The organism is Marinomonas aquiplantarum, from assembly GCF_003314975.1.
Lineage (GTDB): Bacteria > Pseudomonadota > Gammaproteobacteria > Pseudomonadales > Marinomonadaceae > Marinomonas > Marinomonas aquiplantarum.
Genome location: NZ_QNRF01000003.1, coordinates 82,422 through 98,585 on the forward strand (window position 1 = coordinate 82,422; position 16,164 = coordinate 98,585).

Below are 16,164 nucleotides of genomic sequence, written 5' to 3' on the forward strand. Positions count from 1 at the left end.
GGTTTTATTCAGCTAGGCTATCAACACTATCAAGGTAGGCACGATCTGAAATATTGGTCCAAACACGTACCTTTTTCAGGTAATCCGCTTGAGAATCCAAAATCTCTTTCGCTAAAGGATCTTCCGCTGCTTTTTCATCAAGCAGTTCTTGGTTGGCTTTTCTCATAGCTACCAACACGTCTCTCGGGAAGGTTTTTACCTGAACATTCGGGTATTCCGTTTTCATCGTCGCCCAGTTTTCAGCGCTTTCATGATAAGACTGAATGTACATATCATAAGAAGCCAACTTCATTGACGTACGAAGGATTTCACGAAGATCTTCTGGTAGTTTTTTCCAAGTACGCTCATTGACTAGGAACTGAAGCTCCGTTGCTGGCTCATGCCAACCTGTGTAGTAGTATGGCGCAATCTTGTGGAAACCCATGCGCAAATCAAGGGAAGGACCAACCCACTCAAGCGCATCGATAGTACGACGCTCTAGTGCTGTATAAAGCTCACCAGAGGCAATATTCGTTGGTTTAGCGCCCAGTTTCGCTAGCACTTCACCAGCAAAGCCAGGAATACGCATTTTCAGACCTTGTAGGTCTTCTAAAGAATTAATCTCTTTTTGAAACCAGCCGCCCATTTGGTTCCCCGTATTACCACCTGGGAAAGACAGCAGACCAAATGGCTTATAGACTTTTTGCATCAAGTCCATGCCACCACCATAGTAGAACCAACCATACTGCTCTGGGGTGATCATCCCAAATGGCATAGTCGTGAAATATAGGGTATTTGGCACTTTGCCTTTCCAGTAATACGACGCAGAGTGACCCATATCATATTGACCAGAACGAACCATATCGAACACACCGAGTGGTGCTTTGTGCTTGTTAGCAGAGTCGATGGTGATTTTTAAGCGACCATTGGACATGTCTTCAGCAATACGAGCCATATTACGTGGCGCATCACCGAAAATCGGAAAGTTAGATGACCAAGTTTCGGCCATTTTCAGTTTATAGACTCTGTCAGCAGCAAAGGCAGGCAGAGAAATCGCACTTAGGGTTACTGCGGTTGCAGCAACAAGCGTTGTCAGTTTTAAGGATTTCATTGTTTTTATCATCCTGTTGTCTTGTTTTTTATTGTTTGGATCAAGCAGGATGGATCATCGCCCGTCTAAAAAGTGTAAACAATTCGTACGAATACCGACACAAAAGAAAAAACTACGTAGTGAGACTCAGTATTTCTACTTAGAAAAGGCGATCACAACACGGCCTAAATAGCATCGAAGTCAGTCAGGACGACAGATAAAGGAAGGGGAAAATACACACCATAGGTAAATAAAAAGCCGCCGCAACAATAAAGAGGGGCGGCCTTTATTCTTAGGGCGTTTAGAAGCCTCGTGATTGAGTCAATTTACCAAGCCAAGTGACGGCCTTTTGCTCAAACGCTGAAAACACAGACAAACCAAAACGTTCGGCCATGCCTTTCGGTTGCTTATAAGACACCTGCACAACCTCTGAATCTTTATATTGCGCCACCAAATAAGCATCACTGGTCATAACGTCATCAACCAGTTTATTTTCCAGCGCTTCACGGCCATACCAAGTATCACCCGTTGCGATCTCTTCAATATCGAGCTGAGGACGCTGCTCGGATACAAAACGCTTAAACAAACCATGCGTGTCTTCTAGGTCTTGTTTGAATTTTTCACGTCCTTCATCAGTGTTCTTACCCAACATCGTCAAAGTACGCTTGTATTTGCCAGCCGTATGAAGCTCCACGTCAATCAAACTCTTATCCAACAGACGGTGAACGTTAGGCACTTGAGCCACCACACCAATCGACCCCAAAATGGCAAAAGGAGCCGCGACAATTTTATTGGCGACACACGCCATCATATAACCACCACTGGCGGCCACCTTGTCGACACAAATCGTCAAGGGAATGTTCGCTTCACGAATACGCTGCAACTGAGACGCCGCTAGACCGTAGCTGTGGACCATACCACCACCACTTTCAAGACGCACGACCACTTCATCTTTTGCCGTCGCCACACTCAATATAGCGGTAATTTCTTCGCGCATTGAAGCCACAGCTGAGGCTTTAATATCACCGTCGAAGTCCAATACATAAAGGCGTTTTTTCGGTGCTTCTTCGGTTTCCTTAGGTGCCTTCTTATTGGCTTTTTTCTCTAGCTTTTCTTGCTTCTTCTTTTCTTTCAACTGGCTTTTTAGTGTTTTCTTATCGAGCAATTGACGATCCAAGTCATCTTTCATGGAATCGTAATTTTCATTCAGCTTAGTCACCGACAAACTGCCTGGCTGCGATTTACGTTTTCCATTTGCGACCATCGCCAGTAACACACCAATCACGATAGCGACACTAACCAACTTCAACAAAAAACCGGCATAGTCCGTTAGAAATTCCAACATCATCTTCCTCTAAATTCTATAAGTCTTTGTAATAATGGGGCATAAAACGCAAATAACAATGGTTTTTATGCATTTTCACCGTAGATACAAGCTTGTTTATCCCTTATTATTCAGCGCATCTAAAAATAAGCAAAAAACTTGCACGCAAGTTACGTTTAAGGAGCTCTTAATGAAAACCTCTATATCCCATGCTCTGGGAAATAATTTCCTCGGCAGCTCGCCTCTCTGGTACAAGCAAGTGGTGATCGCCTTTTTAATTCTAAACCCTATTGCAGTAGTGACATTAGGGCCTTTCATCACCGGCTGGCTACTCATCATAGAGTTTATTTTTACCCTTGCCATGGCATTGAAATGCTACCCACTACAACCTGGCGGTTTGATCGCATTAGAAGCGGTATTATTAGGCCTAACCAATAGTGATGGCGTGTATCACGAAGTCATTAAAAACTTCGATGTCATATTGTTGCTGATGTTCATGGTGGCGGGCATCTACTTTATGCAAGGCATGCTGTTGTTTATTTTCAACAAGCTCTTGGTAAAAATCCGCTCCAAGGTCATTATTTCTTTGGTGTTCAGCTTCGCTGCCGCCGTCATGTCTGCTTTTCTAGATGCCTTAACGGTAACAGCCGTATTAATCAGCGTCAGCGTCGGTTTTTACTCTGTATACCACAAGGTTGCCTCGGATCAGACCAGTAGTGGCAAACACAACCCTAACAGCGACGACAAGGTACTGCCGGTAAACCAAAGTGACCTCGCAGAATTTCGCTCCTTCTTACGAAGCTTGTTGATGCACGGTGCCATTGGTACGGCACTGGGTGGTGTTTCTACTTTAGTGGGCGAGCCACAAAACCTATTGATTGCCAAAACTGCTGGTTGGGATTTCCTCGAGTTTTTCATCCGCGTCGCCCCAATCTCTATGCCAGTTTTGGTGTGCGGTTTGTTAACCGTGATTGTGCTTGAGAAAACCAGATGGTTTGATTACGGTGCACACCTACCAGAAAACGTGCGCAATATTTTGAAAAACTTCGAGAAAGAAGAATCACAAAAAAGCACGGCTCGTCACAAAGCTCAGTTGATTATCCAAGGCATTGTGGCAATCGTCTTGATTTTTTCTTTGGCGTTCCACGTAGCCGAAGTGGGCTTAGTCGGTCTGATGGTCATTGTGTTATTAACAGCCTTTAACGGCATCACAGAAGAGCATCAAATTGGCAATGCTTTTAAAGAAGCTCTGCCCTTCACAGCCTTGCTAGTGGTGTTTTTCACCATTGTTTCTGTCATTCACGAGCAACACTTATTCCAGCCTATTATCGATGTGGTTCTTAATCTGCCAACGGAAACCCAACCTCTAATGTTCTTTATCGCCAACGGCCTACTCTCTGCCATCAGTGACAACGTGTTCGTAGCAACCGTTTACATTGGTGAAGTGAAACAGGCTTTAGACAGCGGCTTGATTAGCCGTGAGCATTTCAATACGCTAGCGGTGGCCATTAATACAGGGACTAACTTGCCCAGTGTTGCGACACCAAACGGACAGGCGGCTTTTCTGTTCTTGCTAACGTCTGCAATCGCCCCACTATTGCGCCTTTCTTATGGCAAAATGGTTTGGATGGCATTGCCATATACCATCGTATTGAGCCTCGTTGGCGGCCTATGCGTTAGCTACTTTCTGTAATCAAATCAGCAAGCACTTGATATAAAAATGCCCGCTTACTCCTGAATTTAGGCCTGAGTAAGCGGGCATTTTTTATGACATCGACGGATTCTTTATTGAGCTGATTGATTCGCTCGCCACAAGGCTTGCCCAGCTTTCTTCTCAATCAAATCCAAGCGTTCTTCGTGCGCCTGTAATTCTTCTTCACTGGCACGAATCACTTTTAACGCAGGTCGTTCAGGCGATAAACGGCGAATTTCGCCCACATCACCCTCTTCACTTGAATCTGAATCCGAGTTATTTGCCAAACCAAGACTGGTTTGACCACCCGTCATCAATAAATACACATCGGCTAGGATTTCCGAATCCAATAAAGCGCCGTGCAAATCACGATGGGAATTATCAATGCCGTAACGCTTACATAGGGCGTCTAGGTTATTTTTCTGACCTGGATGCTTTTTACGAGCGTAAACCAAGCTATCAAAGACGCCACAAACCTCTGCTACTTTCGGATAACCGGCTCCAAGCAAAGCAAATTCATGGTCGATGAAACCAATATCAAACGGTGCATTGTGAATGATTAATTCAGCCCCTTTAATGAACTCGAAAAATTCTTGGGCGACCTGATGGAACCTTGGCTTATCCGCCAAAAATTCATTACTGATACCGTGAACTCGAAACGCCTCTTCTTCCACTTCACGATCAGGATTGATGTAAACGTGAAAGTGGTTTTTGGTTAGCTTGCGGCCAACCATTTCCACACAACCGATTTCAATGATTCGATGACCCTGTTTCGGATCAATACCCGTTGTTTCAGTATCCAGTATAACTTGTCTCATTATTGCGCCCTCAACTCCTCAATACCTTGATTCGCCAATTGATCAGCAATTTCATTACCTTCAATGCCAGCATGACCCTTTACCCATTTCCAAGTCACCTGATGCTTTTGACAAGCTTCATCCAATGCTTGCCATAGATCTTTGTTTTTAACAGGTTGTTTTGACGCCGTCATCCAGCCCTTCTTTTTCCAACCCGCCAGCCATTGCGTAATGCCTTTCTGAACATAAGAAGAGTCCGTGTATAAGGTAACCTCACACGCTTCTTTTAATGCTTTCAGACCTTCAATGGCGCCCATTAATTCCATTCGATTATTGGTCGTGTCACGCTCGCCACCACATAAACGTTTCTCATGGCCACCGAAAGTTAACCAAGCGCCCCAGCCACCTATGCCAGGATTACCTTTACATGCACCATCAGTATAAATTACAACTTCTTTCACTCTTTCATCTCTTTTGCGGTTGGTTTTGTTAATGGCGGAACACGAACTCGCGCTCTTGACCAACGAGGTCTTAAAGGAATATTGCGTTTCACATGTTTTGTTGCGGTCATCACATAAACCCCGCCAAATGGTAATTTCAACGCTTTAAATAAACGATTTAACCAGTTAAAACGGCCACGCCATTTCGCACTCTGTAATGGCGGCTCATAATAGATAAAATGCTTACTCTCTAGGGTCAAGCCTGCGACTTTTAACCAGTCTTCCAGTCTTTGATAACGAATAAAACGACCACACCAAGGCGCTTTGACACGCTTGGAAAACACCCTTCTCATCCCCCACCAACTCCATGGGTTAAACCCAACAATGACTATTTTGCCACTTGGCAATAACGTCCGTGCGGCTTCACGTAAATCATCGTGAGGACTGGAAGAGACATCAAGGGTATGGTGAAACACATGAACATCCACACCGTCCGATTCAAATGGCAATTCGGAGGCCTTTGCTACCACAGTGTTTACCGACGCTCCCAGCTCTAGGGTAGGCGCGATCAACAAGTTTTCACGTAACCGATCATGCTTTATAGCGAATTGTTTTAAAGGCGATTGGCACACCAAATAATACCCAATGGCAAGGTCTAACTCCGCCTCAATCTGCTGCAGCTCACACTGTAATAAATCCACCCCAAGCGGCGTTTCATACCAGTTTTGAAACAATTGTCTTGATTGATCATCCAACATACAATGAAATCTCTTTATCGCGTCATGACGCCAGTCCAACTTTGATACGCCATGATTTACATCGACTTCTTATTAAAGTAGAAAGTTTATGATTATTTTTCCGCTTCCGGCCTTTCAAGACAATTATATCTGGATAATCCGCCACAATGATAGCTCCCTCATCTGGGCGATTGATCCAGGTGATGCCAATGTCGTACAGGATTACTGCCAACAAAATGACAAACAATTAGCCGGCATTCTTATTACTCACCACCATAAAGACCATACAGGTGGCGTAGCTGAGTTAAAAGAAACATTCCAATGTCCGGTTTTTGGTCCCGCTCATTTAACCCATTTGATTACACACCCAATGGCGGAAGACGACCAAGTTAACATTTTTGAGCGATCGTTTCGCGTCTTAGAAACCCCAGGACACACACTGGATCATCTGTGTTATTTCAGTGACCAACCCACCCCGATACTGTTTAGCGGCGACACACTTTTCCGTGGCGGCTGTGGACGCATCATGGAAGGCACTGCGGAACAGATGTTAGCCGCCATGCAAAAAATCTCAGCCCTGCCTGATGATACCCTAGTGTACTGTACGCACGAATACACCCTCGCAAATTATCGCTTCGCTTTGTCCCTTGAGCCTGAAAATCAGAGCCTAATAGATGCCAATTTAACTTGCCAAACGTTACGCCAACAAAAGCAAGTCACCTTACCGAGCAAGCTGGAATTAGAGAAAAAAACCAATCCATTTTTACGTTCTCATGTAGAGACCGTAAAAATTCAAGCTGCACAGCAACTTAGCGAAGAAATAGCGGATCAACCGAGCGCCACTTTCGGTCAAGTAAGGCGAGCAAAAGACAGTTTTAGTTGACCTGAATATTCAGCTCGATAAAATGGCGAAACTTTACTCAATTTTGTGACCCTTCATGACATATAAATTATTATGGGTTTGTTTAACAAGCCTACTCCTAACGGCGTGCCAAACGGTCTCTAAGGTCGAAACAAGCAACGCATCAGATACCCTCGAAACCACAGAAGAAGCACAAGTGGTTGAAGCCAATCCTGAACACATTGGCATTATCGACACCGTACCAGCGGTCGATGTCGATGAAGCAACAGCAGAAGAGCTCGCTGCCGCTACAGACGATGAGATCATTGAAGTAGAAGAAGCTGATGACCTTGTCATTGTGGAGAATGAGCCAAAAGAACCAGAAGACATTTGGGATCGAGTTCGTGCTGGCTATCAGCTGAATTTAGACATCGACCGCCCACGCCTGTCTTCACAGCTACGTTGGTACAGCTCACACCCTCGCTATTTAGATCGAGTGTCTAAACGCGGTGAGCGCTATTTGTACTACATTGTTGACGAACTAGAAAAAGCTGGCATTCCAACTGAAATCGCCCTATTGCCGATTGTTGAAAGTGGCTTTGATCCGTTTGGCTACAGTCATGGACGTGCTTCCGGCCCGTGGCAATTTATTCCATCTACAGGTCAAATGTATGGCTTGGACCAAACTTGGTGGTATGACGGACGTCGTGACATCATTGGCTCCACCCAAGCCGCCATTGCTTACCTAACCCGTTTGCACAAAATGTTTGATGGCAATTGGTTACACGCCCTAGCCTCTTACAACTCTGGTGAAGGTACGGTAATGCGTGCGATTCGTAAGAACAAACGCGCTGGCAAGCCTACCGACTTCTGGTCTTTGGATCTACCACGCGAAACCCGTGCTTACGTGCCAAAACTGATTGCCCTAGCCAAAATCATCAAAAATCCAGAAAAGTACAATTACGAAACCTACTTTATTCCTAACAAGCCTTACTTTGATGTGGTCAACATAGGCGGTCAGCTTGACCTTGCGCAAGCAGCCCAAATGGCAGGCATCAGCATTGATGAAGTGTATTTGCTTAACCCAGGTTTCAACCAATGGGCGACGTCGCCAGATGGCCCGCATCGTCTTTTGATGCCAGTCAGCAAAGCGAAAAATTTCCGCACTAAACTGGCCGAAATACCAAATAAAGAGCGTGTCACCTGGGTACGTTATACGGTAAAAGCTGGCGACAACTTATTGCTTGTGGCAAAACAGCACAACACCACAGTGAACGTTCTACAGAGTGTTAATAAGATTTCATCGTCTTTGATTCGAGTTGGCCAAGAGTTGATGATTCCTGTGGCGGGTAATGACATTGAAAGTTACACCTTAAGCTCTCACCAACGTTTGCTTGCTAAGCAATCCAGAGCGCCTAACCGTAACAAAATCAAAATCAACTATACAGTAAACCCAGGTGATAGCCTGTGGCTGATCGCCAACAAGTATGGCACCACCAGCAAAACCTTAGCACGCTGGAATGGCATGGGATTGGGCGACCCACTTATGCCGGGTAAAAAATTGGTAGTTTGGTTAGAGCCCAAAAAATCTCAAACTGCGCAGCGCAGCGTCATGAAAAAAGTGGTTTATACCATTCGCTCAGGTGACTCCCTAGCGAAAGTAGCGAACAAGTTCAAAGTCTCCGTGAATGACATTCGTGACTGGAACCCTAGAGTGGGCAGCAAAAAATACGTCCAACCAGGTGACCGTGTTACCCTGATGATCAATGTGGTGGCTGGTAACTAATCACAACGACAGCCATTAAACTGGGCTGTCGACATTACCATTAAAAAAGGCTGACTCCATTCGGAATCAGCCTTTTTTGTGACCTTTATTCGGCTTAACTTTTATTCGTAGCGACAATGATAAGCAGTGACTTCTGTCACTTTCACACCAAAGCTTTGATTGGCTTCTACGATAAAGGTTTGGTTTTTGGTAAAGGTTTGCCAATCCGACTCACCTGGTAATTTTACCGTCAAACTCCCCGACACAACCGTCATGTACTCACGCTGGCTGGTGCCAAACTCATACTCACCGATTTGCATAACACCAACCGTAGACACGCCTTCCGCATTGTCTAAGGCAATTGATTTCACTTGATCGTCAAAATAACTGTTTACCATTAACGCCTTACTCATATCTTTCTCTCATTTCAACATACTAAAATCACGGAAAAGGTTTTGGCTTTAGCCTTCATCGTCAACCACCATTTTTTCGATAATCCATTCCTTAAACGCCAACATGGCTGGGGTCACAGAACGTCGCTTTTCATACACTAAATAAAAGGCTTTATCGGTTATTAAGTGCTGATCAAACAAGACCCGCAACGTACCATCGACAATTTCCGGCATCACCAATTCCGGATCAGACAAAGAAATACCTAAGCCTTGAGCCGCCGCGCCTGCCGTTAAAGAACCACTAGAGAACATCAAGCCACGACGAAATTGATTAGGGTCTAGATCATGCTGTTTAAGCCAATCATTCCATTCATCTTTTCGCTTAGTGACGTGTAACAAAGGATAAAAACGCATGTCGTCTGGTTTGTTGATCGGACGATCAGGCTTAATCAAACGAGGGTTACAAACGGGCGCTAATCTTGAAGGGCGTAAATAATGGGCTTCAATACCTTCCCATTCGCCACTGCCAAAATACACCGCCATATCAATGTCATTCGCTGCAAAATCCACCAATCCCGTTGAAGAACTGATTTCAATTTCAATGTCAGGATAGCTTTCTTGAAAGCTTTCCATTCGCGGCATTAACCAACGAGTCAAGAAAGCGGGGGCCACCGCCAGTCTCAAGGAGCCAGACTTTTGCTGGCTCTTTAATTCTGATGTGGCACTTTCTAGTTGCTCAAAAATGCTCTTGATGGGCTTTAGATAAGACTCCCCAGCTTCCGTTAAAATAACTTTGCGCTTAGTCCGACGGAATAATTCAATCCCTAAAAAGCCCTCAAGGCCTTTTATTTGGTGACTAATCGCAGAAGGTGTAACGGACAACTCCTTGGCCGCTTTATTAAAGCTGCCATGACGAGCAGCCGATTCAAAACACCTTAATGAATTTAATGGGGGTAAACGATTAATAAGCTTTTCTCCATAGAATCAATTCGTAATGTGAATATAGATCACAGTTAGATCAATATCATGCGATTTTTTTGATTCTTTATAAATAACATTCGTTATCATTTACTCTTCATCGGACAATGAGGATTTAGTTCGCTTAACAGGTAACTTAAAGGCCTCAAAACCATCTTGACGGTCTTCGTGAAAACGCTTCCGTACCGGTGAAGACTTTTTCTTTTGAGACGCTTTACGAGGCGCTTTAGAATCCTTTTTAACCACCGTATTGGCTTTCTTAGGCTTAGCTGGCGCTAACCCTTTAAACTTCGCCTCCAGACCTTCCACGCTTTCAAGCGTAAAGGTTTTTTGTAGGAAGGCTTCAATCGCTTTAAAACTTAACCAATCTTTTGGCCCAACCAAAGAATACGCATCTCCTTTAAAACCCGCTCGACCGGTTCGGCCCGTACGGTGCACAAACTCTTCTGCTTGTTTAGGTAGATCAAAGTTAAAAACATGAGACACACTGGCAATGTCTAAACCACGGGAAGCCAAATCCGTACTGACCAATACGTCAAACTGGCCTTTCGCAAAGCTCTCCATGGTCTTATTACGCGCGCTTTGTGATAAATCGCCATTCAATGCTTGAGTGGTCATTCCCCACTCAGCAACCAACTCAGCTAAGCGGACGGTATCGGCCTTGGTGGCCGTAAAAATAATGGCTTGTTTGATGCTTTGTTCTGACAACAAGTGTTTCAGCAAAGCTTGCTTATGATCCAAATGATCACACAATAATACATGCTGCTGGATGTCTTTGTGCTCGTCATAACCTTGTCCAATCGCCACACGAGAAGGTTCTTTTAGTAATTCCGCAGCCATCACATTAACATCGGTATTATCCAGCGTCGCCGAGAAAAACAGTGTTTGGCGCTGGCGATGATTGGCCGCATTGTTGATCGCTCTCATGGCATCCGCAAAGCCTAAATCCAGCATGCGGTCGGCTTCATCAAGGATCAACAACTCCAACCCTTCCAAATACAAGTGACGCTGTTTCAAATGGTCGACCAATCGCCCAGGTGTTGCGACGATGAAATGCGGATCTTTTTGTAATGACTTATGCTGATCATTGAAGTTTTCACCCCCCAAAATCAACACAGACGTCAAACGGCTACCTGCTAGCAACAAACGTAACTGCCCAAAGACTTGCTTGGCCAATTCTCGAGTCGGCACCAGAATAACCACACGAGGATCACGACGCGACAAGGCTTTCTTTTTGTATACTCGATGCAGGGCAGGCAAAATGTAGGCTAACGTCTTACCAGAACCGGTTTTCGAAGAGGCCAATAAGTCACGACCAGCCATGGCTTCAGGAATCGCACGTGCTTGAATTTCCGTCGCCTCATCAAAGCCAAGGTGACCAATGGACTTTAAAATACGATTATCAAAACCAAAATCTTCGAATAACAAAAAAACACCTCAATACGTCTGCTAGATAACCCCTAACGGGTCAATTTCATAATTGTCGTGATTATAACTCAGACGCAGAAAAATACCTTATTCATCTTGCATTAAAAGGTAAGATTTCCCAGCACTGATCAAGCCTAAACCACTTTCTTCACCCACCGTAACAGGCTCCAAGCATTCCGTCAGTTGATAAAATACGGAACGACCAATTAATGCCTTCATACCATATCGCATACTAAGGTAAGGCCGCTGCTCACCTTGAAAATCTGCCAACCAAAGGTCTGTGTTCTCACCCAACACCAGCACATCCTCTGTGGCAGTGGTGAACTCATAAGCCCACCCTGCTGTCGTTTCAATACGACGCCACTGAGTGACCAGAAATGGCGCGTCCTCAACTTGTATACGTACCTTTTCCACTGGGGTCACCAAAAAATGCTCCCCCGCCTCTTGCCATAAAATACGACTGAACATTTTTACCATCGCCGGACGATGAATTTTTCCACCTTCATGAATCCAATCCCCGTTAGCCTTGATCAACATATCCATGTCACCACAAAAGTCCGGCTGCCATTGGTGTACCGGTGGTAACGCCTCATTATCTGGCAACTCTTTTAAGTCAATCATGACCACAACCCCTTACCGTAGGGCTAACAAATTAGCCCGCCTCACTTTAACTTCAATATTATTCAACTTCATAGAGAAGCCGTGAAAATCATTCACTGATAGAATAACCACATTGAATGAATTGGAGGCCTAAACCACAGCCTCACAGAATAAGAGTGTGACATTATGAAATCGGAATTGGCAAGAAAGTTTCAGGACGCAAGTAGAGGCGTCTATTTTATCGGTACGACACCACCAAAATCCTCTGTACAAGATGAGCAATTACAAGAAATCAGCACGAAACTACTGAATCGACTGGCCGACATTGATGTGGATGGCTTGATTGTCTACGACATCCAAGACGAAACCAGCCGTATCGATAAGCCACGCCCGTTCCCTTTCATGGAAACTCACGACCCAAGAGCTTGGTCGAAACGTCTTCATCTGGCCTCAGACAAGCCAGTCGTCACCTACAAGTCAGTGTCTTCACGCAGCGCCGAAGCCTTTTCTGGCTGGTTAACAGAGGCATGGGAAGATTACGGCATTCGTGACCTAGTATTAGTAGGCTCCCCGTCTTCAGATGGTGACATCAAACTGCCACTACCAGAAGCCTATAAGACCTTAGCCGCTTCCGAGCATGACTTTAACTTAGGTGGTGTCACCATAGCCGAGCGCCATGCCAAAAAAGGCGATGAACACCTTCGTTTGATCAAAAAAGCCAACGCAGGTTGTGATTTTTTCATTTCACAAGCCGTTTACGATCCACAGGCAACAGCGGACCTAATCAGTCGCTACGCACGTACCTGCAAAGAAGAAGGCAACACGCCAAAGCGCATTATCTTAACCTTTACACCTTGCGGCAGCGCCAAAACTCTAGAATTCATGGAATGGCTTGGTATCTCAGTTCCAGAAGCGACCAAGCATCGCATTTTGGACTCGGAAATACCGTTAGATGAATCCATTAAAATTTGCCGCAATGCCTTAGAGCAAATTATTGAAGTAGCGTTACCCCTTGGCGTGCCGCTGGGTCTAAACATCGAAAGCTTGACCAACCGCAAGGAAGAAATCGACGCTTCCATTCAACTGTATCGTTTATTAAAAGCCACGCTCGACCTTAAACTGGCCGAGCAAGGTTTAAAGTAATTCAAAAGAGTTAAATCAGCGAATCCACCTGCTGCAATACCCGTTCGATACGAATTGCCTGCATGGCCTCAGGGTCATGCACGCGAGTCGACCAAGGCAACTCTGCCAACGGCTTATCGTATTCTTTAGCAATGCCCTCTTCATACACGCTAATCACCTTGTCCAAATCACGGTAAGGACCAGTGCGCTGTGGATTGGAATGAGCATACAAACCTAATACAGGCGTGCCGACCAAAGTTGCCATATGCGCAGGACCAGTATCAGGACTAATCACTAATTGCGCGCCTTTCAGCACCGACAACATGGCATTCAAAGGTGTTTTACCCACCAAGTTAATCACCTCAGAAGACGTTTGTGCGACCAACTTTTCCGCCAACTCTCGCTCACTATCAGCGGGCCCACCCGTCAACACAGGAACCTTCCCCTTGACTAATAGATGCTCTAGTAAGGCCTTATAACCCTCAAACGTCCAATTACGCACAGCGGTAGATGCCGCTGGATTGATCACAACATAGTGCTCAGGCAAATCAAATTCATGAGCTGGCAAGGTCAACTCACAGGGCAAACTTGGCGCAGTGACACCCAGCACACTGGCAATCGAAAGAAATGAATCCAGCACATGCTCACCTTGTGGCTCAGGGGCCAACTCATTAACAAACCAATGCTGTTTTTCACGAGAATGAGACAAAGCAAAACCAATGCGACGTTTGGCTTTCACCGCCAAGGTCAGCAAACTGGCACGCAACGACCACTGTAGATGCAATAAGGCATCGAACTGCTGCCCAGCAAGCTCTTTGCGCAAAGCCCAAATCCCCTTAAACCCTGATTTTTTGTTGTATACCTTGACGTCTACCCCAGGCAATAAGCGAACTAAATTGGCTTCAAGTGGTGAGGTTATCCAAGTCACCTGCATCTCAGGGTGTTGCTTCATAATCGCTTGCACCACGGCCATGGCATGACAAACGTCACCTAGCGCTGACAAACGAACCACGGCTAGGTGTTGAATTTTATCTTGCTGCATCTCTTCCTCTAGGGCTGCTTAACGTCGGCAAGTATTATAGAATAGCCGGTCTGGAAAGTGTCCAAATTTCTGAACACGATAAGAATTACCCTAAGCGAGCAAAATGCCACAACTGATTAAAACCAAGCCTCATGGCTATTTAATGCAGAGCGACACCCAACTGCCCATCACACAAGACTGGTTTAATACCGATTTCTGGCAACAACAAAACGCTGTGAAAGGAACGGGAACCGGCCGCGGGGATGTGTGGTTTATTGATAGCCAATACGGCAAATTTGTTTTACGTCGCTATCGCCGTGGTGGCTTAATTGCCAAACTGAGCAAACGTCATTTCGTGTTTTCAGGACTGCAGCGTACACGCCCATGGCAAGAACTGAGCCTGCTCGAAACCATGCACAATCAAGGCTTACCCGTTCCCAAACCCATCGCCGCCATCTGCCAAATAGACAAAGGCTTTTACCAAGCAGAATTGCTCACTGAGACAATAGAAGGCGCGACGGATTTATTTGACCTGATTAAGCAGCAACAAAATGATCAACTAAACTGGAAAGAAATAGGACGTGTCATTGCTCGCTTTCATCAAGCTGGCATTTTTCATTCAGACTTAAACTGTCACAACATCATGATAGATAACACCAGCAAAGTCTGGCTGATCGACTTTGATAAGTGCCAACAAAAAAAGCCTCACTCAAGCTGGATGCAAAACAACCTCGACCGACTAAAACGCTCATTCAACAAAGAAGCGACGAAATACCCAGAATTTACAGTAACAGACGCACAATGGACGGCGCTGTTGGCAGGATACCATGGCTAAAAAAACCACCTTAAATCAAAGCATCAAACACTTTATTGCCCCACAACATTGGCCAACTTGGCTGGGCATGGGCATTGCCTATTTACTCAGCTTCCTGCCTTGGACAATACAAAAAGCCTTAGGCACAGGCCTTGGCAAATTGCACTATGCCCTGAGCAGCCGACGAAAAGAGATTTGCCATACAAACCTGCAAATCTGCTTCCCTGACCTGTCAGCAAACGACCGAGAAAAACTCGCCAAGGCCCACTTTGAAAGCATGGCCATTGGCGTCTTTGAAATGTTTACCGCTTGGTTCCGCAACCCAGAGAAAACAGCACAAAAAGTCACCTTCAACGACCAAGACGTGGTTCAAAAAGCCATTACAAAAGGCAAAGGCTGTATCATAGTTGGCGCACACTTTTCCTCCATTGATTTATGCGGCACCCAGATCGCCCGCTTCATTGATGTTCACCCCATTTACAAGCTACAAAGAAACCCAGTGATGAACTGGGTGATGGAACGCCAACGCCAAGCCGTGTTCAGCAAAACCATAGAGCGCAAAAACACCAAAGAAATATTTCGCTCATTAAAAGGCAACAAGGCTGTGTGGTTTGCCGTTGACCAAGACTACGGACGTAAAAGCTCCGTCTTTGCCCCCTTCTATGGTCGCGAATGCGCCACCATCTCCCACATCAGCCGCTTAGCCAAATCTACCGGCTCCACCATATTAATGTACGACTACGGCCGTACTAAAGACGGCTATGTCTTGTCCCTGCAAGAAGTAAAAGGCTACCCAACGGGAGACGAAGTGGCGGACGCCACCCTACTCAACTCGTTAATAGAAAAACAAATCGAAACTAAGCCAGAGCAATACTTCTGGTCACACCGACGATTTAAAACGCAGAAGAACCGGCAGGATCCTTCACCTTATAAGATCAAAAAACGGTAAATTGTTTTATAACTATTTACACCTGATAAAATCTCGCATCCCTTCCCCTTTTCAAGGGCAGCCAAACCAAATCTCGCGTCCCTTCCCCTTTTCAAGGGGAAGGCTAGGATGGGGTTAATCCAGCAACCTCAAATTCACTGTTCCTTAGGCTATTCAGAATTCCTCTTATTGGCTTTGTTTAGGGAGCATTTTTC

Annotated in this window: 16 protein-coding genes; 6 read left to right on the plus strand and 10 right to left on the minus strand. The window is 45.3% G+C overall.

Annotated elements, in window-relative coordinates; translation table 11 throughout:
* Positions 1–4: 4 nt before the first annotated feature.
* A complete protein-coding gene (locus tag DFP76_RS06220; protein ID WP_113873797.1) occupies positions 5–1,090 on the minus strand; it encodes a TRAP transporter substrate-binding protein in 1,086 nt (361 codons plus the stop codon).
* Positions 1,091–1,370: 280 nt separating this feature from the next.
* Entirely contained in the window at positions 1,371–2,414 is a 1,044-nt protein-coding gene (gene sohB, locus DFP76_RS06225; protein WP_425451750.1) for a protease SohB, read from the minus strand.
* Between the two features lie 169 nt (positions 2,415–2,583).
* On the opposite strand from sohB, the gene nhaB reads away from it, so the two are divergent.
* The gene (gene nhaB, locus DFP76_RS06230) at positions 2,584–4,086 is read left to right on the plus strand and encodes a sodium/proton antiporter NhaB (protein ID WP_113873798.1); all 1,503 of its coding nucleotides are present in this window, start codon (positions 2,584–2,586) and stop codon (positions 4,084–4,086) included.
* Between the two features lie 92 nt (positions 4,087–4,178).
* Here the strand turns inward: nhaB and dnaQ are convergent, their stop codons facing one another.
* Genes dnaQ through DFP76_RS06245 form a run of 3 tightly spaced genes read right to left on the minus strand, consistent with a single transcriptional unit; the run spans position 4,179 to position 6,081 of the window.
* Positions 4,179–4,904 (minus strand): DNA polymerase III subunit epsilon, encoded by a 726-nt coding sequence (dnaQ, locus tag DFP76_RS06235; RefSeq protein WP_113873799.1) that lies wholly within the window; start codon positions 4,902–4,904, stop codon positions 4,179–4,181.
* A complete protein-coding gene (gene rnhA / locus DFP76_RS06240; protein ID WP_113873800.1) occupies positions 4,904–5,344 on the minus strand; it encodes a ribonuclease HI in 441 nt (146 codons plus the stop codon). The genes dnaQ and rnhA overlap by 1 nt, the downstream gene beginning before the upstream one ends.
* Positions 5,341–6,081, minus strand: coding sequence for a class I SAM-dependent methyltransferase (locus DFP76_RS06245; RefSeq protein ID WP_113873801.1), 741 nt, complete (start codon positions 6,079–6,081; stop codon positions 5,341–5,343). Before DFP76_RS06245 ends, rnhA begins: the two co-directional genes overlap by 4 nt.
* 88 nt (positions 6,082–6,169) lie before the next feature.
* Between DFP76_RS06245 and gloB the strand changes: the two genes are divergently transcribed.
* Both gloB and DFP76_RS06255 read left to right on the plus strand, forming a co-directional pair.
* On the plus strand, positions 6,170–6,943 hold the full coding sequence (gene gloB, locus DFP76_RS06250; RefSeq protein WP_113873802.1) for a hydroxyacylglutathione hydrolase: 774 nt from the start codon (positions 6,170–6,172) through the stop codon (positions 6,941–6,943).
* 55 nt (positions 6,944–6,998) lie between these two features.
* Positions 6,999–8,687, plus strand: coding sequence for a lytic transglycosylase (locus DFP76_RS06255; protein WP_113873803.1), 1,689 nt, complete (start codon positions 6,999–7,001; stop codon positions 8,685–8,687).
* A gap of 101 nt (positions 8,688–8,788) precedes the next feature.
* Here DFP76_RS06255 and ppnP read toward each other — a convergent pair whose 3' ends face one another.
* The 4 genes from ppnP to DFP76_RS06275 form a co-directional block, all read right to left on the minus strand.
* Positions 8,789–9,079: a pyrimidine/purine nucleoside phosphorylase gene (gene ppnP, locus DFP76_RS06260; RefSeq protein WP_113873804.1), complete on the minus strand. Its 291-nt coding sequence runs from the start codon at positions 9,077–9,079 to the stop codon at positions 8,789–8,791.
* A gap of 48 nt (positions 9,080–9,127) precedes the next feature.
* Positions 9,128–10,024 (minus strand): transcriptional regulator GcvA, encoded by an 897-nt coding sequence (gene gcvA / locus DFP76_RS06265; RefSeq protein ID WP_113873805.1) that lies wholly within the window; start codon positions 10,022–10,024, stop codon positions 9,128–9,130.
* 102 nt (positions 10,025–10,126) lie between these two features.
* Entirely contained in the window at positions 10,127–11,464 is a 1,338-nt protein-coding gene (locus DFP76_RS06270) for a DEAD/DEAH box helicase (protein ID WP_113873806.1), read from the minus strand.
* Positions 11,465–11,551: 87 nt separating this feature from the next.
* The gene (locus tag DFP76_RS06275) at positions 11,552–12,085 is read right to left on the minus strand and encodes a DUF1285 domain-containing protein (RefSeq protein WP_245931885.1); all 534 of its coding nucleotides are present in this window, start codon (positions 12,083–12,085) and stop codon (positions 11,552–11,554) included.
* 165 nt (positions 12,086–12,250) lie between these two features.
* Between DFP76_RS06275 and DFP76_RS06280 the strand changes: the two genes are divergently transcribed.
* Positions 12,251–13,207 carry a methylenetetrahydrofolate reductase gene (locus DFP76_RS06280; RefSeq protein WP_113873808.1) on the plus strand — a complete coding sequence of 319 codons (957 nt, stop codon included), beginning with the start codon at positions 12,251–12,253 and terminating at the stop codon, positions 13,205–13,207.
* Between the two features lie 10 nt (positions 13,208–13,217).
* Here DFP76_RS06280 and DFP76_RS06285 read toward each other — a convergent pair whose 3' ends face one another.
* A complete protein-coding gene (locus tag DFP76_RS06285) occupies positions 13,218–14,228 on the minus strand; it encodes a glycosyltransferase family 9 protein (protein WP_113873809.1) in 1,011 nt (336 codons plus the stop codon).
* 103 nt (positions 14,229–14,331) lie between these two features.
* Between DFP76_RS06285 and DFP76_RS06290 the strand changes: the two genes are divergently transcribed.
* Both DFP76_RS06290 and DFP76_RS06295 read left to right on the plus strand, forming a co-directional pair.
* Positions 14,332–15,042 (plus strand): 3-deoxy-D-manno-octulosonic acid kinase, encoded by a 711-nt coding sequence (locus DFP76_RS06290; protein ID WP_113873810.1) that lies wholly within the window; start codon positions 14,332–14,334, stop codon positions 15,040–15,042.
* A complete protein-coding gene (locus tag DFP76_RS06295; RefSeq protein WP_113873811.1) occupies positions 15,035–15,970 on the plus strand; it encodes a lysophospholipid acyltransferase family protein in 936 nt (311 codons plus the stop codon). Before DFP76_RS06290 ends, DFP76_RS06295 begins: the two co-directional genes overlap by 8 nt.
* Positions 15,971–16,164 lie beyond the last annotated feature (194 nt).

Coding starts and splice junctions, on each gene's coding strand:
- DFP76_RS06280 (WP_113873808.1), top strand. CDS start 12,251: ATGAAATCGGAATTGGCAAGAAAGTTTCAGGACGCAAGTAGAGGCGTC.
- DFP76_RS06255 (WP_113873803.1), top strand. CDS start 6,999: ATGACATATAAATTATTATGGGTTTGTTTAACAAGCCTACTCCTAACG.
- nhaB (WP_113873798.1), top strand. CDS start 2,584: ATGAAAACCTCTATATCCCATGCTCTGGGAAATAATTTCCTCGGCAGC.
- ppnP (WP_113873804.1), bottom strand. CDS start 9,079: ATGAGTAAGGCGTTAATGGTAAACAGTTATTTTGACGATCAAGTGAAA.
- dnaQ (WP_113873799.1), bottom strand. CDS start 4,904: ATGAGACAAGTTATACTGGATACTGAAACAACGGGTATTGATCCGAAA.
- DFP76_RS06220 (WP_113873797.1), bottom strand. CDS start 1,090: ATGAAATCCTTAAAACTGACAACGCTTGTTGCTGCAACCGCAGTAACC.
- sohB (WP_425451750.1), bottom strand. CDS start 2,414: ATGTTGGAATTTCTAACGGACTATGCCGGTTTTTTGTTGAAGTTGGTT.
- DFP76_RS06285 (WP_113873809.1), bottom strand. CDS start 14,228: ATGCAGCAAGATAAAATTCAACACCTAGCCGTGGTTCGTTTGTCAGCG.
- DFP76_RS06275 (WP_245931885.1), bottom strand. CDS start 12,085: ATGATTGACTTAAAAGAGTTGCCAGATAATGAGGCGTTACCACCGGTA.
- DFP76_RS06290 (WP_113873810.1), top strand. CDS start 14,332: ATGCCACAACTGATTAAAACCAAGCCTCATGGCTATTTAATGCAGAGC.
- DFP76_RS06245 (WP_113873801.1), bottom strand. CDS start 6,081: ATGTTGGATGATCAATCAAGACAATTGTTTCAAAACTGGTATGAAACG.
- DFP76_RS06295 (WP_113873811.1), top strand. CDS start 15,035: ATGGCTAAAAAAACCACCTTAAATCAAAGCATCAAACACTTTATTGCC.
- gloB (WP_113873802.1), top strand. CDS start 6,170: ATGATTATTTTTCCGCTTCCGGCCTTTCAAGACAATTATATCTGGATA.